This window comes from Mesorhizobium sp. M0292 (assembly GCF_040321695.1).
Classification (GTDB): domain Bacteria; phylum Pseudomonadota; class Alphaproteobacteria; order Rhizobiales; family Rhizobiaceae; genus Mesorhizobium.
In genome coordinates, this window is record NZ_JAMYSB010000007.1 from 115,180 (window position 1) to 135,881 (window position 20,702).

The 20,702-nt window shown below is 63.6% G+C and carries 25 protein-coding genes; 12 read left to right on the top strand and 13 right to left on the bottom strand.

Features of this window, described 5'->3' with window-relative positions; genetic code table 11:
• Positions 1–225 precede the first annotated feature (225 nt).
• The 4 genes from NKI96_RS13615 to NKI96_RS13630 all read right to left on the bottom strand — a co-directional run bounded on the left by NKI96_RS13615 (position 226) and on the right by NKI96_RS13630 (position 3,874).
• Positions 226–1,224 (bottom strand): LLM class flavin-dependent oxidoreductase, encoded by a 999-nt coding sequence (locus tag NKI96_RS13615; RefSeq protein WP_023673201.1) that lies wholly within the window; start codon positions 1,222–1,224, stop codon positions 226–228.
• A gap of 22 nt (positions 1,225–1,246) precedes the next feature.
• The gene (locus NKI96_RS13620; protein ID WP_352804786.1) at positions 1,247–1,450 is read right to left on the bottom strand and encodes a hypothetical protein; all 204 of its coding nucleotides are present in this window, start codon (positions 1,448–1,450) and stop codon (positions 1,247–1,249) included.
• 82 nt (positions 1,451–1,532) lie between these two features.
• The gene (locus NKI96_RS13625) at positions 1,533–2,702 is read right to left on the bottom strand and encodes an AI-2E family transporter (RefSeq protein ID WP_023673203.1); all 1,170 of its coding nucleotides are present in this window, start codon (positions 2,700–2,702) and stop codon (positions 1,533–1,535) included.
• 110 nt (positions 2,703–2,812) lie between these two features.
• Complete coding sequence (locus tag NKI96_RS13630; RefSeq protein ID WP_023673204.1) at positions 2,813–3,874, bottom strand: LLM class flavin-dependent oxidoreductase; 1,062 nt, start codon at positions 3,872–3,874, stop codon at positions 2,813–2,815.
• Positions 3,875–4,108: 234 nt separating this feature from the next.
• On the opposite strand from NKI96_RS13630, the gene NKI96_RS13635 reads away from it, so the two are divergent.
• Complete coding sequence (locus tag NKI96_RS13635; protein WP_023673205.1) at positions 4,109–4,537, top strand: DUF6481 family protein; 429 nt, start codon at positions 4,109–4,111, stop codon at positions 4,535–4,537.
• 85 nt (positions 4,538–4,622) lie between these two features.
• On the opposite strand, the gene sugE is transcribed toward NKI96_RS13635, so the two are convergent.
• Together sugE and NKI96_RS13645 are read right to left on the bottom strand one after the other, a co-directional pair.
• Positions 4,623–4,937, bottom strand: coding sequence for a quaternary ammonium compound efflux SMR transporter SugE (sugE, locus tag NKI96_RS13640; RefSeq protein WP_023681326.1), 315 nt, complete (start codon positions 4,935–4,937; stop codon positions 4,623–4,625).
• A 206-nt stretch (positions 4,938–5,143) separates the two neighbouring features.
• The gene (locus NKI96_RS13645) at positions 5,144–5,269 is read right to left on the bottom strand and encodes a hypothetical protein (protein WP_006200611.1); all 126 of its coding nucleotides are present in this window, start codon (positions 5,267–5,269) and stop codon (positions 5,144–5,146) included.
• Between the two features lie 213 nt (positions 5,270–5,482).
• Here NKI96_RS13645 and NKI96_RS13650 point away from each other — a divergent pair, with 213 nt between their 5' ends.
• The 4 genes from NKI96_RS13650 to NKI96_RS13665 all read left to right on the top strand — a co-directional run bounded on the left by NKI96_RS13650 (position 5,483) and on the right by NKI96_RS13665 (position 8,726).
• Positions 5,483–6,292, top strand: a complete 810-nt coding sequence (locus tag NKI96_RS13650; RefSeq protein ID WP_023673208.1) for a transglutaminase-like domain-containing protein — start codon at positions 5,483–5,485, stop codon at positions 6,290–6,292.
• A gap of 110 nt (positions 6,293–6,402) precedes the next feature.
• A complete protein-coding gene (locus NKI96_RS13655) occupies positions 6,403–7,356 on the top strand; it encodes a cation diffusion facilitator family transporter (protein ID WP_023703803.1) in 954 nt (317 codons plus the stop codon).
• A 77-nt stretch (positions 7,357–7,433) separates the two neighbouring features.
• The gene (locus NKI96_RS13660) at positions 7,434–7,838 is read left to right on the top strand and encodes a GFA family protein (protein ID WP_023728810.1); all 405 of its coding nucleotides are present in this window, start codon (positions 7,434–7,436) and stop codon (positions 7,836–7,838) included.
• 81 nt (positions 7,839–7,919) lie between these two features.
• Entirely contained in the window at positions 7,920–8,726 is an 807-nt protein-coding gene (locus tag NKI96_RS13665) for a class I SAM-dependent methyltransferase (RefSeq protein ID WP_023692995.1), read from the top strand.
• Between the two features lie 61 nt (positions 8,727–8,787).
• Here NKI96_RS13665 and NKI96_RS13670 read toward each other — a convergent pair whose 3' ends face one another.
• The gene (locus NKI96_RS13670; RefSeq protein WP_023821723.1) at positions 8,788–10,041 is read right to left on the bottom strand and encodes a DNA recombination protein RmuC; all 1,254 of its coding nucleotides are present in this window, start codon (positions 10,039–10,041) and stop codon (positions 8,788–8,790) included.
• Positions 10,042–10,144: 103 nt separating this feature from the next.
• Between NKI96_RS13670 and def the strand changes: the two genes are divergently transcribed.
• The 4 genes from def to truA are packed head-to-tail and all read left to right on the top strand — an operon-like array spanning position 10,145 to position 12,901.
• Positions 10,145–10,675, top strand: coding sequence for a peptide deformylase (gene def / locus NKI96_RS13675; protein WP_352804790.1), 531 nt, complete (start codon positions 10,145–10,147; stop codon positions 10,673–10,675).
• 5 nt (positions 10,676–10,680) lie between these two features.
• Positions 10,681–11,631 (top strand): methionyl-tRNA formyltransferase, encoded by a 951-nt coding sequence (gene fmt / locus NKI96_RS13680; protein ID WP_023696041.1) that lies wholly within the window; start codon positions 10,681–10,683, stop codon positions 11,629–11,631.
• The gene (locus NKI96_RS13685) at positions 11,628–12,134 is read left to right on the top strand and encodes a GNAT family N-acetyltransferase (protein ID WP_023728813.1); all 507 of its coding nucleotides are present in this window, start codon (positions 11,628–11,630) and stop codon (positions 12,132–12,134) included. The genes fmt and NKI96_RS13685 overlap by 4 nt, the downstream gene beginning before the upstream one ends.
• 11 nt (positions 12,135–12,145) lie before the next feature.
• Positions 12,146–12,901: a tRNA pseudouridine(38-40) synthase TruA gene (truA, locus tag NKI96_RS13690; RefSeq protein ID WP_023696039.1), complete on the top strand. Its 756-nt coding sequence runs from the start codon at positions 12,146–12,148 to the stop codon at positions 12,899–12,901.
• On the opposite strand, the gene NKI96_RS13695 is transcribed toward truA, so the two are convergent.
• Complete coding sequence (locus tag NKI96_RS13695; protein WP_352804793.1) at positions 12,898–13,503, bottom strand: transporter; 606 nt, start codon at positions 13,501–13,503, stop codon at positions 12,898–12,900. The genes truA and NKI96_RS13695 overlap by 4 nt on opposite strands.
• Before the next feature lie 2 nt (positions 13,504–13,505).
• A complete protein-coding gene (dapE, locus tag NKI96_RS13700; RefSeq protein WP_023673218.1) occupies positions 13,506–14,696 on the bottom strand; it encodes a succinyl-diaminopimelate desuccinylase in 1,191 nt (396 codons plus the stop codon).
• Positions 14,697–14,811: 115 nt separating this feature from the next.
• On the opposite strand from dapE, the gene NKI96_RS13705 reads away from it, so the two are divergent.
• Positions 14,812–15,825 (top strand): 2-dehydropantoate 2-reductase, encoded by a 1,014-nt coding sequence (locus tag NKI96_RS13705; RefSeq protein ID WP_023703797.1) that lies wholly within the window; start codon positions 14,812–14,814, stop codon positions 15,823–15,825.
• A gap of 66 nt (positions 15,826–15,891) precedes the next feature.
• Here the strand turns inward: NKI96_RS13705 and NKI96_RS13710 are convergent, their stop codons facing one another.
• Genes NKI96_RS13710 through dapD form a run of 3 tightly spaced genes read right to left on the bottom strand, consistent with a single transcriptional unit; the run spans position 15,892 to position 17,939 of the window.
• Positions 15,892–16,662 (bottom strand): hypothetical protein, encoded by a 771-nt coding sequence (locus tag NKI96_RS13710; RefSeq protein WP_023703796.1) that lies wholly within the window; start codon positions 16,660–16,662, stop codon positions 15,892–15,894.
• 21 nt (positions 16,663–16,683) lie between these two features.
• Positions 16,684–17,088, bottom strand: coding sequence for a DUF805 domain-containing protein (locus tag NKI96_RS13715; RefSeq protein WP_084013651.1), 405 nt, complete (start codon positions 17,086–17,088; stop codon positions 16,684–16,686).
• The gene (gene dapD / locus NKI96_RS13720) at positions 17,085–17,939 is read right to left on the bottom strand and encodes a 2,3,4,5-tetrahydropyridine-2,6-dicarboxylate N-succinyltransferase (protein ID WP_023696035.1); all 855 of its coding nucleotides are present in this window, start codon (positions 17,937–17,939) and stop codon (positions 17,085–17,087) included. The genes NKI96_RS13715 and dapD overlap by 4 nt, the downstream gene beginning before the upstream one ends.
• Before the next feature lie 148 nt (positions 17,940–18,087).
• On the opposite strand from dapD, the gene NKI96_RS13725 reads away from it, so the two are divergent.
• Positions 18,088–18,933, top strand: coding sequence for an LOG family protein (locus NKI96_RS13725; RefSeq protein WP_023681343.1), 846 nt, complete (start codon positions 18,088–18,090; stop codon positions 18,931–18,933).
• A gap of 80 nt (positions 18,934–19,013) precedes the next feature.
• Here NKI96_RS13725 and NKI96_RS13730 read toward each other — a convergent pair whose 3' ends face one another.
• Positions 19,014–19,733: a pyrimidine 5'-nucleotidase gene (locus tag NKI96_RS13730; RefSeq protein WP_023687469.1), complete on the bottom strand. Its 720-nt coding sequence runs from the start codon at positions 19,731–19,733 to the stop codon at positions 19,014–19,016.
• Positions 19,734–19,908: 175 nt separating this feature from the next.
• Between NKI96_RS13730 and NKI96_RS13735 the strand changes: the two genes are divergently transcribed.
• Positions 19,909–20,670, top strand: a complete 762-nt coding sequence (locus NKI96_RS13735; protein ID WP_023681345.1) for a GGDEF domain-containing protein — start codon at positions 19,909–19,911, stop codon at positions 20,668–20,670.
• Positions 20,671–20,702 lie beyond the last annotated feature (32 nt).

The following is a 20,702-nucleotide window of genomic DNA, read 5'->3' on the forward strand; positions in this document are numbered from 1 at the left end:
AAGCATTCTGCGCATGGCATCCACCGCGCCGCGCTTGGCGCCTTTGAACAGCCGCCCAGCGGCCCGGATGTGCTCCAACCGCGCTCAAAACCCCAGGATCTGCGCGATCCCCCGGCGAAGCGCCCAGTCAGGGCTTCGAAACCACAAGAAAACGTCACCTATGCGTGAGAGAGGCGGCTCCTGGCTGAGGAAGGCGCCTGCCCACAGCAGACACAGGCAAAAGCGTCACGCGGCCTGCGACAGCGATTTATGCGCCTCGGCCAGGATTTCGAACGAGCGCACGCGTGCCGCATGGTCGAAGATCTGCGCGGTCACCATCAGCTCGTCTGCGCCGGTGCGGCGCACGAACGCGTCTATGCCTTGCCGGACGGTTTCGGGAGAGCCGACGACGGCGCAGGACAGCGCCTGCGAAATCATGGTTTTTGCCATCGGCTCGAGCGTCTGGTCATAGCCCTCGACCGGCGGCGGCAGGCGGCCGGCCCGCCCGGTGCGCAGATTGACGAAGGCCTGCTGGAGCGAGGTGAACAGCAGTTTTGCCTCTCCATCGGTCGGTGCGGCGAAAACGTTGAGGCCGAGCATGACATAGGGCTTGTCCAGCTGTTCCGAAGGCTGGAAGCGCGAACGGTAGATCTCCAGCGCATGGTCCAGTTCGGCCGGCGCGAAATGCGAGGCGAAGGCATAGGGCAGGCCGAGCATGGCGGCGAGCTGCGCGCCATAGAGGCTGGAACCGAGGATCCAGACCGGCACCTTCTGGCCTTCGCCGGGCACGGCGTGGATACGCTGGCCTTCCGCGGCCGGCTGGAAATAGCCCATCAGCTCGACGACATCCTGGGGGAAATTGTCTGACGCCTCGAGATTGCGGCGCAGCGCGCGCGCTGTTCCCATATCGGTGCCGGGCGCGCGGCCGAGGCCGAGGTCGATGCGGCCGGGGTGCAGTGCCGCCAGCGTGCCGAACTGCTCGGCAATCACCAGCGGCGCATGGTTGGGCAGCATGATGCCACCGGCGCCGACGCGGATGGTCTTGGTGCCGCCGGCGACATGGGCGATGACGACGGCGGTCGCCGCGCTGGCGATGCCCGGCATGTTGTGGTGCTCGGCCAGCCAGTAGCGCCTGTAGCCGAGCCGCTCGGCATGGCGGGCCAGGTCGAGCGAATTTGCCAGCGATTGCGAGGCGTCGCTGCCTTCGACGATCGGCGACAGGTCGAGAACGGAAAGTGCGGTCATGGGCCTCAAGCCTTTACGATGTTCAACTGCCTGACCCTGGTTTCGAAGGCGCGGTCGGGAATGACGATGTCGAGCTGGTGCCAAGCAACGGGTCCATATTCTCGAACGGGATCGCCTGCGGACGCTGGCGATGCGGCGCGCTCAGCGTGCCGAGCGGAGCATCGATCGGGCCGCGATAGCCGATGCGGTCGAAATAGGAATCGAGGTCGAAGGAGGAATCTTTCATCGCAGGGTCCGGCTTGACCGGCTCGATATAGGCACTCCGCCTGAAGACAACAAATGCGCGATGACGGGCAGGCGCGGCAAGCTTATGCCGCTGCCTTTCCGTTCTCTTCGGCCGCTTCTTCCTCCACCACGGCCGTCTGCTGTGCGGCGAGAAAATTGCCGACATGGCTGAGGCCATCGAAATGATCGCAGAACACTTTGACGACGACCAACAGCGGCACCGCCATCAGCGCGCCGACAAAGCCCCAAAGCCAGGACCAGAAGGCGATGGCGATGAAGATCGCCACGGCGTTGATCTCGAGGCGTCGGCCGACAACCATCGGCGTAACGAACTGGCCTTCGACGATGTCGCACAAAAGCACGAAGCCCGGCGCCAAAAGGGCGTAGGTGATCGAGTCGAAGCTGATCATCGCAATGACGCTGACCAGCACGATGGTGATCAGCGCGCCGACATAGGGCAGGAAGTTGAGCAGCGCCGCCATCGTTCCCCAGACGAGCGGGTTGGGCATGCCGAGCGCCCACAGGCCAAGGCCGATAACCGCGCCGAGACCGGCATTGATGACGGTGACGGTGAGCAGATAATGCGAGATTTCGCGCTCGACGTCATAGACGACGCGCAAGGCCCGCTTCTTCTCACTGAGGCTGGCGAAGGACTGGATGATCTTCTCATAGAACATCGTGCCTGACGCCAGCAGGAACAGCGACAGCACGAAGATGATGGTCAGGCTTGTCCCCGCCGACAGGACGTTGCTGGCGGCGGCCGACAGGACGCCGGACTGTGCCATCGCCACCTTCTGGATGCCCGGCTCCTGCGAGGTCTCCGTCATCTGTTCGATCTGATGCGAGATCTGCATGATCCTCTCGAGCGGACGCCGTAATTGCGCCAGCCGTTCGGTAAGTTGTTGGCCGATCGACGAGGTGTTGTTGAGAAGGTCGATGACCGGGCCGCTGAGCAGATAGCCGGCAACGCCGAAGACGCAGATCGACAGCACGACCAACATTGTCGCCGAAACCACTTCCGGAATGCCGCGCTTGCGCAGGAAGCGCACGATTGGTGTCAGCGTCAGCGTCAGCAGGAAGGCGAGGATGACCGGCATGAAGAAAGCACGCGCGAAATACAGCGCGTAGATGGCCATGAACAGGAAGATCCCGATGAGCAGCGAACGCATCAGATGCGTGTCGGCACGCGCCACAACTCTCGCCTCTTCGGTTTCGGCAAGGCCAGCACCCAAAGCGGCGGGTTCGGCTTTCATGATTTTCCCTCAGCGGCGCACCGCAATTGGTGCATTCCCCTGACGGAAACGCCTCTGCAAGCCCAAGGTTCCGTTAGCCGGCAAGGCCCTCAATCCGGGCCGCCCGTCGCTCAGGCGGCTGGCGCTGCGACGGCGACGCCGGGCTTGGCGGTCTCCTTGCGCACGATCGGCGCCACCTTGGTGCCGTACAGTTCGATCGCCTTCATGATCTTGGCGTGCGGCATGGCGCCGATCGCCATCTGCAGCAGGAAGCGGTCATTGTTGAAGATCTTGTGCTGGGCGACGATCTTTTCCGCCACCTGCTCCGGATTACCGACGAACAGCGCGCCGTTCGGACCACGCGACTGATCGAAATGCGCCCGCGAGGTCGGGCCCCAGCCGCGCTCGCGGCCGATGCGGTTCATCACTTCGGCCTGCGGGCCGTAGAAATCGTCGGCCGCCTGTTCAGTGGTCCCGGCGATGAAGCCGTGCACATTGATGCTGGTGGCAAGGCCCGAGGGGTCGGTACCGGCCCGCCTGGCGGCATCGCGATAAATGTCGAACAGCGGTGCAAACCGCGCCGGCTCACCGCCGATGATGGCCAGCGCCAGCGGCAGGCCGAGCACGCCCGCGCGCGCCGCAGATTGCGGCGTTCCACCTATTGCGATCCAGATCGGCAATTTGTCCTGCAGCGGCCGCGGATAGACGCCGCGGTCGTTGATGGGCGCGCGCAGATTGCCGGACCAGGTGACATTTACATTATCGCGGATGGCCAGCAGCAAATCGAGCTTTTCGGCGAACAGCTCGTCATAGTCCTCGAGATTGTAGCCGAACAGCGGGAAGGATTCGATGAACGAGCCGCGCCCGGCCATGATCTCGGCCCGGCCGTCCGACAAAAGGTCGAGCGTTGCGAACTGCTGGAAGACGCGCACCGGATCGTCGGAGGACAGCACGGTGACCGCGCTGGTCAGCTTGATGCGCTTGGTGCGTTCGGCGGCAGCGGCCAGCGCCACCACCGGCGCGGACGCGGCATAGTCGGGGCGGTGATGTTCGCCCAGACCAAAGACGTCGAGGCCGACCTGGTCGGCCAGCTCGACCTCCTCGATCAGATTGCGCAGTCGCTGATGCGGGCCGATCGCGCCGGGGCCGGGCTCCGGGCTGACGTCGGCGAAAGTGTAGAGACCGAGTTCCATGGCATGTCATCCAAATGTTCTGATTTGCCGCTAGAGGTAGCGGCGAGCCGCCCCGGCCGCCAGAGGGGCGGATGGTGAACAGTGCATGTCGGTTTCGGCCGGCTTTGTTTCAGGGAAAACGCGTCTCCCGGCTGCAACAGCATAAACTTTCATGGCTGGCATACCGTTTTGGCGCTTGAACTCTCGGTTTTCGCGCGTATGTAAGCGTCGCGAATTGACTTCAGGGAAGTGGACTTGGCTATCTACAGGGAAAAAGACATTTTCGAGCGGCGCAATGCCGCGAACGAGGCAAAGAAGGCGCTTCTGGAGCGCTTCAAGTCAAAGCCGGCGGCTGATGATCCTGCGGTTCTGGCCAAACAAGCCGAACGCAAGGCGATTCTTGAGGCTCGCGAGATACGCGAGGCCGAAAAGGCCAGGCTGAAGCAGGAAAAGCTGGCACGCGAGGCGGTCGAGAAGGCCGAGCGCGAGGCAGCAGCCGAAGCGGCGCGTATTGCGGCCGAAGAGGCAGCGCAGGCTGAAGCGAAGATCAAGGAAGCCGAAGAAAACGAGCGCATTGCCCGTTTGCTGGCCGACGAAGCCGAACGCAAGGCCAAGCGCGACGCACGCTATGCGGCCCGCAAGCAGCGTACCGGCAGGACGCCTCCGGGCTTCTCCGCCCGCTAACGCTTCGATCGAAACGATCGGACATCAGGGTCGCCTTCCAGCGGCCCTGAATGTGTTTGTGCGTCGATTTCCTTGGTTGCTTTGCTCAGGCGGCGAGCTTCAGCCCCATAATGCCGCAGACGATGAGCGCAATGCAGGCGAGCCGGATGGCCGTCGCCGGCTCGCCCAGCAGCCAGATGCCAAGCAGCGCCGTGCCGACCGTGCCGATGCCGGTCCACACCGCATAGGCCGTCCCGACAGGCAGCGTCTTCAGCGCCAGGCCGAGCAACCCGAGGCTGATGATCATCGAGGCGACAGTGAGCACCGTCGGCAGCGGCTTCGAGAAGCCGTCAGTGTATTTGAGGCCGATCGCCCAGCCGATTTCGAACAGACCAGCGAAGAACAGAAAAATCCACGACATCGGGATGCACTCCTTCCATGAGGATGGCGGGGCGTCCCGGCCGGACTTTTGAGAAAGGCGCGAGGTCGTCCTCGCCGCTTCGGTATAAGCGGCTGCGCCGGTGCGATCAACAAAAACACCGGCCGCATCGTTCATGCCGCCGGTGTCAAAATCTGCGCCGAAACGGTTGTCCGGATTTCAACCGTCCAAGATCTTCCGAGGCGGGCTTACTTTTCCTTGAGCCTCATCGCCTTGACGGGCGGCGCCTTGAGTGCCGGAGCCGCTGCGGGCTTCTTGGCGTCTTTTTTCGGCTTCCGAGCTTCCTTGCCCGCCTTCATCGCACCTTTAGCCATGATTCGCTCCTCCAGTTGCTGGGAGGCCAAGTGAAACAAGAGAAACGCCGGACTGCAAGGGGGCGGGCGTCTGTCGCCGGCGCCGTCGGGCCGCTTTCAACCGGTTTCTAATTTGCTCGTAAACCATTCCGGTCCGTGCCATGGTTGCCTTCGCACTGCAGCATCGGCCATGCCTTCGCCCGGCGATGATCAGGCAGTGCGGTCAGGACGACAATGCGAATCCGCATCGGCAGCGAGATGAGTTTCGATTTTCCGCAGGAAACGCCGCTCATCGCGATGCTCAACGTCCACTACTCCAGGGCCTCCGATCTCGAGCGCCCGGATTTCCTGACCTCCAGCCCGCCGGTGCCGATCCAGAGCTACCGCGACAGTTTCGGCAATTGGTGCAACCGTTTCGTCGCCCCGCCCGGGCGCTTCACCTTCGGCACCGATTCGGTAATCCGCGACCCCGGTACCTTCGAGATGGGCGACCTGATGGCCTGGCAGCATGAGGTTCGCGACCTGCCGTCGGACACATTGCTGTTCCTGTTGCCCAGCCGCTTTTGCGAGAGCGATCTGCTGGCCAGCGAAGCCTGGCGGCTGTTCGGGCATACGCCGCTCGGTATTGCCCGCGTCCAGGCGGTCTGTGATTTCGTCCACAACCACATCGTCTTCAGCTACGGCAATGCGCGGCCGACGCGCACCGCGGCCGAAGCCTATCGCGAGCAAAGCGGCGTCTGCCGTGACTTTGCCCACCTCGCCGTCACCTTCTGCCGTGCGCTAAACATCCCGACCCGCTACTGCACCGGCTACATCAGCGACATCGGCCTGCCCAAACCTTGGGCGAGCATGGATTTCGCAGCCTGGATGGAGGTCTATCTCGGTGGCCGCTGGCATGTCTTTGACCCGCGCAACAATTCGCCACGCATCGGCCGCATCCTGATCGCGTCGGGTCGCGACGCCGCCGACGTGCCGCTGACCCACATCTTCGGACCGGGCACGCTGGCTGGTTTCAAGGTGTGGACGGACGAGATCATCGAATAGGGGCGTCTTTCCGCAAGCTGGCCTACAAGACCCTGAACGACCGGACGATTCGTGCGTTGTGATGCCTGTGGAGCTCAGGGGCGTTACATCAGGTTCCTTGGAGGGACAGCATGGCAGCACATGGCGGGTCGAAGACGGTCATCTACGCGGCGCTCGCCGGTAATCTCGCTATTGCTGTGACCAAATTCGTCGCCGCCTTCTTCACCGGCAGCTCGGCGATGCTGTCGGAAGGCGTGCACTCGCTGGTGGATACCGGCAATGGCGGGCTGCTGCTCTACGGCATGCACCGCGCCGCCCGTCCGCCGGACCGCACGCATCCGCTCGGCCATGGCCGCGAGCTGTATTTCTGGAGCTTCATTGTCGCCCTGCTCGTCTTTGCGCTCGGCGCTGGCGTGTCCTTCTATGAAGGCGTCGTCCACATCATGGCGCCTGAGCCGGTCGCCAATCCCAAAATCAACTACATCGTGCTGGGCCTCTCAATGCTGTTCGAGGGCAGCTCCTGGTACGTGGCGCTGAAGGAGTTCCGCCAGCAGAAGGGCAAGCAAGGCTGGCTGCAGGCCGTGCAATCGAGCAAGGATCCGAGCGTCTACACGATCCTGTTCGAGGACAGCGCCGCCCTGCTCGGTCTGTTCGTCGCCTTCGCCGGCATATTGGCGGCCGAACTCCTCGACATGCCCGAACTCGACGGCGTCGCCTCGATCGGCATCGCGATGATCCTCGGCGCCACCGCCATCTTTCTGGCGCGCGAAAGCAAGGGATTGCTCATCGGTGAGCCGGCCTCGCCGGAAGTGCAGGCCAAGGTGCTGACCATCGCCCAGCAGGATCCGGCAGTGCAGCGGGCCAACGGCGTTCTCACCGTCCATCTCGGCCCTCGACAGATCGTCGCTGGGCTGAGCATCGAATTCGAGGACCATCTGACGGCGCCTGAGATCGAAGCCTGTGTCGAGCGCATCGAGGCGCTCTTGAAAAAAGAAATGCCGGAGATCACCAGGCTGTTCGTCAAGCCGCAGACGACCGGAACTTGGGAGCACCGGCGCAAGCAGGTCGAGGCGGCGTCGGACTAGTTCTGGACCAGCAGTCCACCGTTGGCCCCATCGCCTGGTCCCGCTAAGATCACTCGACGGAATTCGGAGAATCAACCATGAAAATCGATGGTGGGTGTCATTGCGGCGCCATAACTTATGAAGCAGAGGTCGACCCGGAAAAGACCTCTATCTGTCATTGCACCGACTGCCAGCAACTGACCGGCACCGCCTTTCGTGTCACCGTTCCCGCGCCTGAGGATCATTACAGGATCACCAAGGGCACGCCGAAGGTCTATATCAAGACGGGATCGAGCGGCGCCAAGCGTGCCCAGGCGTTCTGCGGCGACTGCGGTTCGCATCTTTACGCAACGTCGGTTGGCGACGGGCCGAAGGTCTATGGGATCAGGGCGGGGACCGCGCGGCAACGCGAGGATCTCGTTCCGACCCAACAGAAATGGCACCGATCGGCCCTGCACTGGCTTCCGGAATTCGAGGGCGTAAGCATCGTAGAGGCGCAGTAGCACCTGCCTCCCGGTTAAACGCGGCCCAAACCAGCCAATAATGTGCTAGGCTAGCCATCAAACGGATGGCGGGGGATAGCAATGTCGGAAACGGACAAAGTGTTTGCCGGCTCGATTCCGGAAAACTACGACCGCTACATGGTGCCGCTGATCTTCGAGCCGTTCGCCGCGGATTTGGCACGACGGGCAGCGTCCTTGTCGCCCGGCGCCGTCCTGGAAGTCGCCGCCGGCACCGGCGTTGTCACCCGCGCATTGGCTCCAAAACTGTCTCCCGGCGTAAGCTATGTCGTGACCGACCTCAACCAGCCTATGCTCGACTACGCGGCCTCGCGACAAGCTCCCGACAGTCGTATACAATGGCGTCAGGCGGATGCTCTGGCGCTGCCGTTCGAAGATGCGGCTTTCGATCTCGTTTGCTGTCAGTTCGGCGCGATGTTCTTTCCCGACCGAGCCGCCGGCTATCGCGAAGCAAAGCGGGTCCTGAAGACCGGCGGCCATTTCCTGTTCAACGTATGGGATCGCATCGAAGAGAATGTATTCGCCAATGATGTGACGAATGCTCTTGCGGAGATTTTTCCGAACGATCCGCCCCGCTTTCTCGCCCGCACGCCGCACGGCTACAATGACATTGCATTGATCCGCGGCGAGTTGGAAGCCGCAGGTTTCTCCCGTGTGGTGATCGACACGAGGGCCGAACAAAGCCGTGCCTCCTCGCCGCGCCTTCCGGCGGTTGCCTATTGCCAGGGAACTCCGCTTCGCAACGAAATCGAGGCTAGAGGAAAACTGGAAGCCGCAACCGATCACGCCGCGTCCGTGATTGCAGCCAGACACGGCAGCGGCGAGGTTGCGGCCAAGATCCAGGCGCACGTGATCGTGGCTACGGTCTAATGCATGGCGCCCAGAAGTGTGCCGCGGTTCTGGGACAACGACATGCATCAAAACAAAGACTTTAATCGTCGCCTTCGACGACACGTAGCCTGAGCTGCCCCGTCTTGGAATCCGCCACCCGCACCCCGGCTTCGGCCTTGGCGGGTCCGCCACCGCGCACTTCGGCTTCGCTTTCGCCAAACTCCAGCGCTTCGATCTTTTGGCCGCGCTTGGTCACCTTCGAGGTCGACACCAGTATCTCGTCGATATCCTTGGCCGACTGGCCAAAATGCGTCTGCAGCCGGCGCACGCGTTCGTCGACACGCGCGACGTCCTCCATCAGCCGGATCACCTCGCCCTGGATCAGATGCGCCTGTTCGCGCATGCGGGCGTCCTTGAGGATGGCCTGGATGACCTGGATCGACAGCATCAAAAGCGACGGTGAGACGATGATGACACGCGCCCGGTGCGCCTTCTGGACCACGGCGTCGAAATTCTCGTGGATTTCGGCGAACACCGATTCCGACGGCACGAACATGAAGGCGGTGTCCTGCGTCTCGCCCTGGATCAGGTATTTTTCCGAGATATCGCGGACGTGAATTTCGATGTCGCGGCGGAAAGCCTGGGCCGCGATCTTCTGTTGTTCGGCGCCATCGGCGGCGCGGATGGCGTTCCAGGCTTCCAGCGGAAACTTGGCGTCGATGGCAAGCTGCGGCGCACCGTTCGGCATCCTGACCAGGCAGTCGGGACGGCTGCCGTTTGACAGCGTTGCCTGGAACTCGTAGGCGCCCATCGGAAGGCCGTCGGCGACGATCGCCTCCATGCGCGACTGGCCGAAGGCGCCGCGCGTCTGCTTGTTGGACAGGATCGCCTGCAATTGCACGACCTGGCCGGCCAGCGACTGAATGTTGCCTTGCGCGGTGTCGATGACCGCCAGCCGTTCCTGCAGTTTGGCGAGGCTCTCATGCGTCGATTTGGTCTGTTCGGTCATGGTTTGGCCGAGTCGGCCGGTCATGGCGTCGAGGCGCTGGCCGATCGACTGGTTGAGTTCGGCCTGCCTTGCGCCGAACACGTCGGCGATGGCGCCCATGCGGCCCTGCATCTCGGCCTGGCTTTGCAAAATGCCGGCCATCCGCGCCCCGGCGTCGCGGGCGTGGTCGGCGGCTTCCGCCGCGGCGATGGTGCGCGCCTTGGCCGATCGCCACAGCGCCACGACAAGCGCCAGGAACAGGCCGAGAAACACCAGCGCGCCGATGGCCAGTGCATGGCCGAGCGTGATCGTCGTCACGCCAAGCCGGGCAACGGGTTCGGAAAGGATGGTGCTCAGGTCGTTCATCCCGCCAGCATAGCCGATTCGCAGACCTGGCACAGATCAAAACGTGAACGAGACCGATTCGCACCGGTTGACGCTTCTCCTGCGACGTTTTAGGTGAGGCGCCATGTCGATCAAGCCGCTCATCATCCTTCCCGATCCTATCCTGCGCCAGGTTTCCAAACCGGTCGAACGCGTCGACGCGCCTTTGCGCAAACTGACCGACGACATGCTGGCGACGATGTATGATGCGCCGGGCATCGGCTTGGCCGCAATCCAGATTGGCGAGCCGCTGCGCATGCTGGTCATCGACCTCGCCAAGGAAGACGAGCCGCCGGCGCCGCATGTCTTCATCAATCCCGAAATCCTCGAAAGCGCCGACGCTCGCTCCGTCTACGAGGAAGGCTGCCTGTCGATCCCGGACTATTACGCCGAGGTCGAGCGTCCCGCCTCGGTGCGCGTGAAATATCTCGACCGCGACGGCAAGCTGCAGGAGATCGAGGCCGATGGCCTGATGGCGACCTGCCTGCAGCACGAGATCGACCATCTCAACGGTGTGCTGTTCATCGACCACATCTCGAAGCTGAAGCGCGACATGGTGGTCAAGAAGTTCAAGAAGCTCGCCAAGGACAAGGCGCCGGGCAAGCTGGTGGGATAGGGAAGATGCCGCTTCGCGTCATCTTCATGGGCACGCCGGAGTTTTCGGTGCCGGTGCTGCGCGCGATTGCCGAGGCCGGGCACGAGATAGCAGCCGTCTACACCCAGCCGCCGCGCGCCGCGGGCCGCCGCGGGCTGGAGCTGACACCGTCGCCGGTGCAGCGCGAGGCTGAGCGGCTGGGCATCGAAGTGCGCACGCCGCTGTCGCTGAAGGGCGAGGCCGAGCAAGCTGCTTTCTATGCGTTGCGTGCCGATGTCGCGGTCGTCGTCGCGTATGGTTTGCTGTTGCCGAAGGGTATTTTGGAGGCTCCGCGCCTCGGCTGCCTCAACGGCCACGCCTCGCTTTTGCCGCGTTGGCGTGGTGCAGCTCCCATCCAGCGCGCCATTATGGCCGGCGACGTCGAAACCGGCATGATGGTGATGCGCATGGAAGAGGGCCTGGACACCGGTCCGGTGGCACTGGTTGAAAAATGCGCCATAGAGCCCGACATGACCGCCGGCGATCTGCACGACCGCTTGATGAATATTGCTGCCACGCTGATGGTGGAAGCGCTGTCCCGATTGGAGACAAATACCCTGGCATCGACTTTGCAGGCGGCTGACAGGGTGACCTACGCCAGGAAAATCGATAAGTCGGAGACACGTGTGGACTGGACGCGCCCGGCTGCGGAGGTCCACAATCACATTCGCGGGCTGTCGCCATTCCCGGGCGCCTGGTGCGAGGCCGACATCGGCGGCCGCACGGAACGGCTGAAACTGCTTCGCTCGACGCTTTCTGAAGGTACGCTTTCTGAAAGCATGGGCGAGTCGGGAGGAATTCTCGATGACCGGCTGACGGTCGCCTGCGGGTCGGGCGCGGTCAGGCTGGTCGAAGTTCAACGGGCGGGCGGAAAGCCTGCTGCCGCGCAGGAGTTTCTGCGCGGGGCCAAGATCGAAAAAGGAATGAAGTTCTCATGAGCATGATGTCGATACGCGGCGCGACGCCGCGGGACCGCGAGGCTATACGCCTGGTCGAGGAACACGCATTCGGCCAGCAGGCGGAGGCCGGGCTGGTCGACGCTCTGGTCACCGGCGGCGACGCCGTTGTCGAACTGGTGGCGGAAGAAGACGGCCAGGTGGTCGGCCACATCCTGTTTTCCAGGCTGTTCGTTCAGAACGGCGGCAAGCAGTTTGCAGCCGTGGCGCTGGCGCCGTTGGCGGTGGAACCTTCGTTCCACGGCTCGGGCATTGGCGGTGCGCTGATCCGCGAGGCGCATATCCGCCTCAGGGATGCCGGCGAGACGCTCGCCGTTGTGTTGGGCGATCCGGCCTATTACGGCCGCTTCGGCTACAATCATGCGCGGGCCGAAAAGTTCGAGAGCGAATATCAGGGCGAAGCGCTGCAGGCGCTGGCCTGGGGTGACGCACCCGAAAAAGGCAAACTGGTCTACGCCCAGGCCTTTACCGCACTCGCCGCCTGAACGAAGGGTGTATGCCGCGTTTTCGTCTCGATATCGAATATGACGGCAGCCTCTTCGCCGGCTGGCAACACCAGGCGGATCAGCCTTCGGTGCAGCAGGCGATAGAGCAGGCGATCGAGAAATTCTGCGGTGAGGCGGTGCGGATACGCGCCGCCGGCCGCACCGACGCCGGGGTGCATGCGACCGCCCAGGTGGCGCATGTCGACCTCGCCAAGGCATGGCCAAACGACAAGGTGCGCGACGCCGTCAACGCGCACCTGCAGGCGGCGGGCGCGCGCATCGCCATCCTGCAGGCGACGGTTGTCCCCAATGAGTTCGACGCCCGTTTCTCGGCCCGCGGACGGCACTATCTCTACCGCATCCTCAACCGGCGCGCGCCTGCAGCGATGGAAAAGGGCAAGGTCTGGTGGGTGCCGAAGCGGCTCGATGCGGACGCCATGCACGAAGCGGCGAAAGTCCTGCTCGGCCGACATGACTTTACCACCTTCCGCTCGACGCAATGCCAGGCCAACAGTCCGGTGCGGACGCTGGAGCTGCTCGATGTAAGCCGCCAGGGCGACCTGATCGAAGTCAGGGCCTCGGCGCGCTCTTTCCTGCACAACCAGGTGCGCTCCATGGTCGGTTCGCTGAAACGCGTCGGCGACGGCGGCTGGACCGCCGCCGACCTCAAGGCCGCGCTCGCTGCACAAGACCGCGCCGCCTGCGGCCAGGTGGCGCCGCCCGACGGGCTTTTTCTCGTCGGTGTAGACTATCCGGAAAAGTTCTAGGCCGGAGCGGCGGTCGGCACAGTGATGCCGAGCAGCGCCACCAGGCCGAACAACACGGCCAGAGACACCACCAACATGCCTGCGAACACGGCGCTGCCGACAGCCGCGCCCTTGCCGATCGCGGCGTTGGTCATCCGCCAGGAGAGTACCAGCGAAAGCACCACCAGAACCAGCCACACCAATTCGGCAACCGGGTTGCCGGACGGCAGGAAAAGCCTGATCAGCGCTGAAGGCAGCAGCATCCAGGCGGTGATCGCCGACGCCCAGTTGCTGGCGACGACATAGTGGACGAAGCGGTCGCCGATGCCGGCGCGCGATGCGACCAGGGCAAGCACAAACAGGGGCAGCAGCCACGAGCCGAGGTCGACGGTCGCCAGGCGAATCAACATGCCCAGCCGGCCGGCGAACGCATTGGGATCGCCGATCTCGTTGGCCGTGCCGACCCAGCCGACGATCATCGCCGGCGCGGCGACGACGATGGCGAAGAAGGAATTCCAGAAGCCGTCCGCCGAAAGGTCGAGCAGCCGCAAGCCGTCGGCCTTTCCGAGCATCAGCCGCCAGGCGCCGTTAAGCGATGAAGAGGTCTCGTCAACCGAAAGCATGATCAGCCCTGCTCGAACCAGTCATCGATGAAGCGCTGGTAGATTTGGGTCAGCGTCTCGAGGTCGGCCAGTGCGACGCGCTCGTCGACCATGTGCATGGTCTTGCCGACGAGGCCGAACTCGACCACCGGGCAATAGTCCTTGATGAAACGCGCATCCGAGGTTCCGCCCGAGGTGGACAGCGCCGGCTCCTTGCCGACTGTCGCCTTGATCGACCCGCGCAGCGTCTCGATCAGCTTGTCGTCGCGCGTCAGGAAGACATGGCTCGGCCGGTCGCGCCAGATCAGCTCGTAGTCGACCGGCGTCTTGCCGGTCCGGTATTTCTTGCGCTTCGCCGCCTGGTCGAGGCGGTTATGGATCTCGGCCTGCACCGTCTCGGCAGTCCATGTGTCGTTGAAGCGGATGTTGAAGGTGGCTGTCGCCTTGGCCGGAATAACATTGGTCGCCGGGTTGCCGACATCGATCGAGGTCACTTCCAGATTGGTCGGCTGAAAATCCTTCGTGCCCTTGTCGAAGACGGGCGACAGCAAGGCGTCGACCAGGCTGATCAGGCCGCGCACCGGATTGTCGGCGAGCAATGGATAGGCGACATGGCCCTGGCGGCCGTTGACCGTGACACTGCCCGACATCGAGCCACGCCGGCCGATCTTGATCATGTCGCCGAGCGTGTCCGGATTGGTCGGCTCGCCAACGATCGCGGCGTCCCATCTCTCGCCCCTGGCCGCCGCCCAGTCGAGCAGTTTTGTCGTCCCGTTGATCGCCGGCCCCTCCTCGTCGCCGGTAATCAGCAGCGAGACCGAGCCTTTCGGACCACCCTTTTTCTCGACATGGCGCGCCACGGCGGCGATGAAACAGGCGATGCCGCCCTTCATGTCGACGGCGCCGCGGCCATACATCTCGCCCTTGGCGATCTCGGCGGCGAAGGGCGGATGCGTCCACGACGCCTCGTCGCCCGCCGGCACCACGTCGGTATGGCCGGCAAACATCAGATGCGGCCCATTGCCGGAGCGACGCGCGTAGAGGTTCTCGATGTCGGGGGTGCCGTCTTCGGAAAACACCGGGCGTTCGACGGAAAAGCCGAGCGGCTTCAGCATGCCTTCCAGGGCAGCCAGCGCGCCGCCCTCGGCGGGCGTTACGGAGGCGCAGCGTATGAGGGTCGCGAGGTTGGCGGCGGGATCGGTCGGCAGTTTCATGGGCAAAGCGATAGTCGAAAGCGAAAGGCCTGTCACGGCCAGAGATGATGACCGGTCCTGCCGCCGACATTATGGTTTTCCTGTCGTATAGTGCAGGCCAACACGAGATAATCGCATGGCCAACGCCGAAAAGACCATCGTCATTGCCGGCGCCGGCAGCATAGGCTGCTATGTCGGCGGCTGCCTGGCGCTGGCCGGACGCAAGGTGGTGTTTTTGGCGCGGCCAAGCATCGCGACGGTCTTGCTGGACGGCGGCCTGCGCATCACCGATCTCGATAATCGCGACCGATCCATCCGGCCGGAGTCCGTCACCACCGATCCCGCCGCTGCCCTGGCCAGTGCCGACGTGGTGCTGGTGACGGTCAAGAACGGCGCTACCGAGGAGATGGCGTCGCTTGTTGCCGGACATGCGCGCGGCGAAGTCGTGGTGGTCAGCCTCCAGAACGGCGTCGGCAATGCCGACCGGTTACGCGCCGGGCTCGGTGGACGGACTGTGCTCGCCGGCATGGTGCCGTTCAATGTCGTCCAGTCGGCCATAGGCAATTTGCCGCTTCACGTGCATCGCGCCAGCAACGGCAAGGTCATGATCGAAGATGGCGTGACCGGCCTTGCCGGCCTTCTCGATGTCGAAGGGCTTGGCGTGGAAACCCATCCCGACATGAAAGCCGTTCAGTGGGGCAAGCTGCTGATCAACCTCAACAACGCGCTTGTCGCCTTGTCCGGCCTGCCGCTGGCGAGCGAACTTGCCGACCGCCGCTGGCGGCGGATCCTGGCCGGTCAGATCGACGAGGCCTTGGCGGCGATGAAGGCGTTACATATCGCGCCGGCGCGGATCGGCGGCTTGCGTCCCGGCCTGCTGCCGAAGCTGCTCCGGCTGCCGGACTGGCTGTTCCGGCTGGTCGCCCGCCGCATGCTCGCCATCGACCCGCAGGCGCGCTCGTCGATGTGGGACGACCTCCAGCGCGGTCGGCCGACCGAGATCGGTGACCTGCAGGGGGCCGTCCTGAGCCTCGCCGAAAAGGCCGGCACGCCGGCGCCTCTGCTGAAGCGGGTCACCGCGCTGGTGCGGCAGGCCGAGCGGGAAACGCGCGGCTCACCCGGGCTGACGCCGGAAGCCGTCACTGGATAGTCTACTTGCCGCGAGCCTCGGGCCTTGGCCCGCATAGCCCGAAAACAGGCGCGTGGGCCCGCCGCGTCACAGCTTTGGTGCGCGCCTCGGAGCCGGCGCTTTGCTCGCCGGGCCTGGCGCCGGCACGGGCTGCGCCGCCGGGTGGTTCTCGATCAGCGTGATCTTCTGCCAGATCTTGCGCGACAGGTTGGACGCCAGGTTCTCGACGTCGTTGACGCCGTCGATGACCACATCGTCATTGACGGACTGCGCAAACAGCGCCGCGATCTTGCCGGTGATCGACAGCATTTCCGAGCAATAGTCGAGGTAGCGCGCCAGGTCGGCGGCATTGGTGATGCGAGCCGGCGAATGCGCGGTCGGCCTGAAATTGGCGGACAATGCTGCCGGATCCTTGGTCAGCTGGTGCATGTCGATGACATGGATCAGCGATCTCAACCCATGCAGCTGGCGAAACACCCGCTTGCGCTTGATGCGCTCCTCGGTGCGGATCAGCGCCAGCAGGCCGAGCACGGCAAGGATCATCATGTTGATCGTGGCTTCGATGCCTTGCACCGACTGCACCGCATCGTCGGCCTGCGAGATATGGATGAGCGGCAGGATGGTGCCGACGAATAGGAAGGTCAGCGCGCCGGCGGCAACAGCGGCGACGATGGCGCCGCGCAGCCACCAGATCGGCGCTTCCAGCGCCTGCGCCGCCTTGGCCAGGTCGCGCGACAGCGACACCAGTTCGGCGGCGACGCCGCGCAGGCCGGCATCGGGAAAACGCTCGGCGACGCGCTCTTCCAGCCGCTCGGCGGTGTCGATGATCAGTTTCGGATCAAGCGTGCGGTAGCGCATGGCGAGATATCCGGTCGGCGCTCATGGTTCAGCCGGCGCGTTGCTGCGTTTGCCGTAGCGGTTCGGACCGGGGTCACCCCGGAAACACGCTAGAACGATGAGAAGAATGGGGCCGATGACAAGAGAGATCAACGCGTAATAAGTCGGCTTGCCGAAATCATGAAACCGCTTTGCGGTTACCGCAAAGCTCGACCATGTCGAGATGAGCAAAACGACCCAGAACACAAGTGCCCAGTTCTGGCTGGTTGCGGTGCCGGGTTCCAGTCTCGACAACTGGTAGAGCGGGAAAAACTGTGCAAGCACCAGCAGCAGCCCGGCGAGCACGTAGGCACTTGGGCTGACGCGCCCTGAGAGGCTGAAGAAAAGCCAGGGAAGTGGTGGTGTGTTGGGCAATCTGGAGCGCTCTGGTTGCTCGGACAGGATCAATCACGCAGCAGTTCGTTGATCGAGGTTTTCGACCGGGTCTTGGCATCGACGCGCTTGACGATGACGGCGCAGTAGAGGCCAGGGCCCGGCTCGTTGTTCGGAAAGGCCTTGCCCGGCATCGAGCCGGCGACGACGACCGAATTCGGCGGCACCTCGCCATAAAACACTTCGCCGGTGGCGCGGTCGACGATCTTGGTCGACTGGCCGATGAACACACCCATTCCGAGCACCGAGCCTTCGCGCACGATGCAGCCCTCGACCACTTCGGAGCGCGCGCCGATGAAGCAATTGTCCTCGATGATGGTCGGGCCGGCCTGCATCGGCTCCAGCACCCCGCCGATGCCTACGCCGCCCGAGAGGTGCACATTCTTGCCGATCTGGGCGCAGGAGCCGACCGAGGCCCAGGTGTCGACCATGGTGCCGCTATCGACATAGGCGCCGACATTGACGAAGGACGGCATCAGCACCGCGCCCGGCGCGACATAGGCCGAGCGGCGCACGATCGAAGACGGCACGGCGCGGAAGCCTGCCTTCTCGAAATCGACCGCGCTCCAGCCGTCGAACTTCGACGCCACCTTGTCCCACCAGACCGCCTGGCCGGGGCCGCCCTTGATGATCTCCATCGGATAGAGCCGGAACGAGAGCAGCACCGCCTTCTTCAGCCATTGGTTGACATGCCATTTGCCATCGGGCTGGCGCTCGGCAACGCGCACGGTGCCACGGTCGAGCAGGTCGAGTGAGGACTGGATGGCGTCGCGCGTTTCGCCGCGGGTCGCGGTCGAAATCGTGTCGCGCTCCTCGAAGGCCTTCTCGATCGTCTTTTCGAGGCTGGCCAGATCAGGCTTCGACATGAATTCGCTCCGTTACCACGCTGTTAAGGCCGTCGGCCTTAACCTTGTTTTGAAAGTCGCGCGGACCCTATGTTAAGGCGTATTGGGGGTCAATCGCGCGTGCGCCATGGGACGGCGCAAGTGAACTGTTGGGACGGGTAGAAAGCATATGACTCCTATGGAAAAGGCGGGATGGACGCCGCTGCCGCATTCGGACGAGGATCTCGAGCGCTCGAAAAGCGTTCCCGACACGCCGCAGACGCGCGCCGAAACCTACCGGCTGGCCTGGAACGATCCCGACTTCATGACGCGCCGGGAATTGCGCGCTGTGCGCTTGCAGCTTGAGCTCTTGAAGCCCGAAATGATCCTGGCCGAGCGCGGCATCCGCTCGACGGTGATCCTGTTCGGCGGCGCGCGTATTCCCGAGCCCGGCGGCGAGGCCTGGGCCGCCAAGAACGAGACGCAGAAGAAAAACCTCGAGGAAAACAGCAAATATTACGAGGAGGCGCGCAAATTCGCCCGCCTCTGCTCACAGCAATCGGCCACGTCCTACTACCGCGAATTCGTCGTCGTCACCGGCGGCGGTCCAGGCGTCATGGAGGCGGGAAATCGCGGCGCCGACGATGTCGGCGCGCCGTCGATCGGCCTCAACATCGTCCTGCCGCACGAGCAGGCGCCGAACGCCTATGTGACCCCGGAGCTGTGCTTCAACTTCCACTATTTCGCCATCCGCAAGATGCATTTCGTCATGCGCGCCAAGGCCGTCGCGGTGTTTCCGGGCGGCTTCGGCACCATGGACGAATTCTTCGAGACGCTGACGCTGATCCAGACCGGCCGCATGGAGCGCGTGCCGGTGATCCTGTTCGGCAAGGCGTTCTGGCAGCGCGCGATCGACCTCGATTTCCTGGCCGAACAAGGCACCATCACGCCCGGCGACCAGGATATCATCGACTTTGTCGACACCGCCGACGAGGCCTGGGGGATCATCAGCCGCTTCTACAAGTTGGGGGAGTAGGGGAACCGGGAATTGAAGAACTGAAGAATTGAGGAAAAGGAGGTCCGGATCGGTCTCCCTTTCACCAGTTCTTCAATTCTTCAGCTCCTCAATTCCTCTACCCCCTCCACTATCCCCGTCAGAAACGTCGCGAGATCGTCGGTGACGAAATCGACGTCGTCCTCATTGGCCGGATCGCGTTCCCAGATCTCGGCAAAGGTCGGCTCGAAATTGCGCGGCACCACCAGCACCGTGGTCATGCCCAGTGATTTCGGCACCTCGAGGTTGCGGGCGAGATCCTCGAACATCACCGCATTGTGTCCGGTGACGGCGTGCAGTTCGGCAAACTTCTCATAGGTCTGCCGCGACGGCTTCGGCGTCAGCCCGGCGGCGACGATATCGAAAATGTCGTCGAAATGGTCGAGTATGCCGAGCTGGCGCGCGGTGCGCTCGGCGTGCCTGCGGTCGCCATTGGTGAAGATGAACTTGCGGCCGGGCAGCTGGCGGATGGCGGTGCCCAGCACCGGATCCGGCACCAGCCACGAATAGTCGATGTCGTGCACCTTTTCGAGAAAATCGTCGGGGTCGATGCCGTGGCGCGTCATCAGCCCGTTCAGCGTCGTGCCATATTCGAGATAGAGTTCCTTCTGCAGCTTGCGCGCTTCCTCGCGCGGCAGCGTGAGCAGTTCTCCGACATAGGCCGTCATCTTGACGTCGATCTGCGAAAACAGATTCGAATGGTGCGGATAAAGCGTGTTGTCGAGGTCGAACACCCAGTCGGTGACATGGGCGAAGCGGGCGGGATCGGGCAGCGTGGTCATGGCGTCCTTATGGCATGAAATATCTGCCGTTCGAACCCCTTTCTGATGTAGAGCTTATCCACAACCTATGTGCATCTAGAGTTGTAAAAATGGGCTCACCATTCAAATTTTAGCCATCACGGAAAGGTGGCCTTCAGGGCTTGCTGGCACAGAGACGGTTCAGTGGGAGCCAGCGATGAGTCGCATAGTCTTAAAGTCCGCCGCGGTCGCATTCGGCTCGGTAGCCATCTCGCTTTTGCTGACGCTGATCATCGTTCCCGCCATGGGTTTTCCGGTCGACCGCACTGTCTGGCTGACATCGACGGTGTGCCCGCTGGCGCTCGCCTGGATCGCCTGCGCCAGCACCTTCTGGCAGAGCGACCGACTGAAAAACGCGCATCGCGATCTCGCCCGCGCGCATGCCCAGCTCGCCGCCGCGCATCGGCGCCTGTCGGCGAAGGCGAGCCGCGACGACATGACCGGCATGCTCAACCGCGAGAGCTTCTTTGCCGCGTTGGACGGCTCGCGGCGCAAATCCGATCGCGGCGCGCTGCTGATCATCGACGCCGACCATTTCAAGGCGATCAACGACAGTTTCGGCCATCTGACCGGCGATGACGCACTGGTGTTGATCGCCAGCGCCATCGAGCGCGGCGTCCGCAGCGGCGACGTGCTCGGCCGCATTGGCGGTGAGGAGTTCGGCGCCTTCCTGGTCGGCGCTACGGAAGCCGAAGCCCGGCGCGTGGCCGAGCGCATCCGCCGTGAAGTCGAGCTGGTCCGCTTTCGTCCGGTCGACGAGCGCACGGTGCCGTTGACCGTCTCGATCGGCGGCATCACCTGTGCGCAAGATGCCGATGTCTCGGACCTGATGCGCGCCGCCGACCGCCGGCTCTACGAGGCCAAGCACCGCGGCCGCAATTTGTCGATCCTCGACCGGGACATTTCCGAAGCTGCGTGAGGTGTTGGTGGTGGGGCTGTTAACGGTTCGCC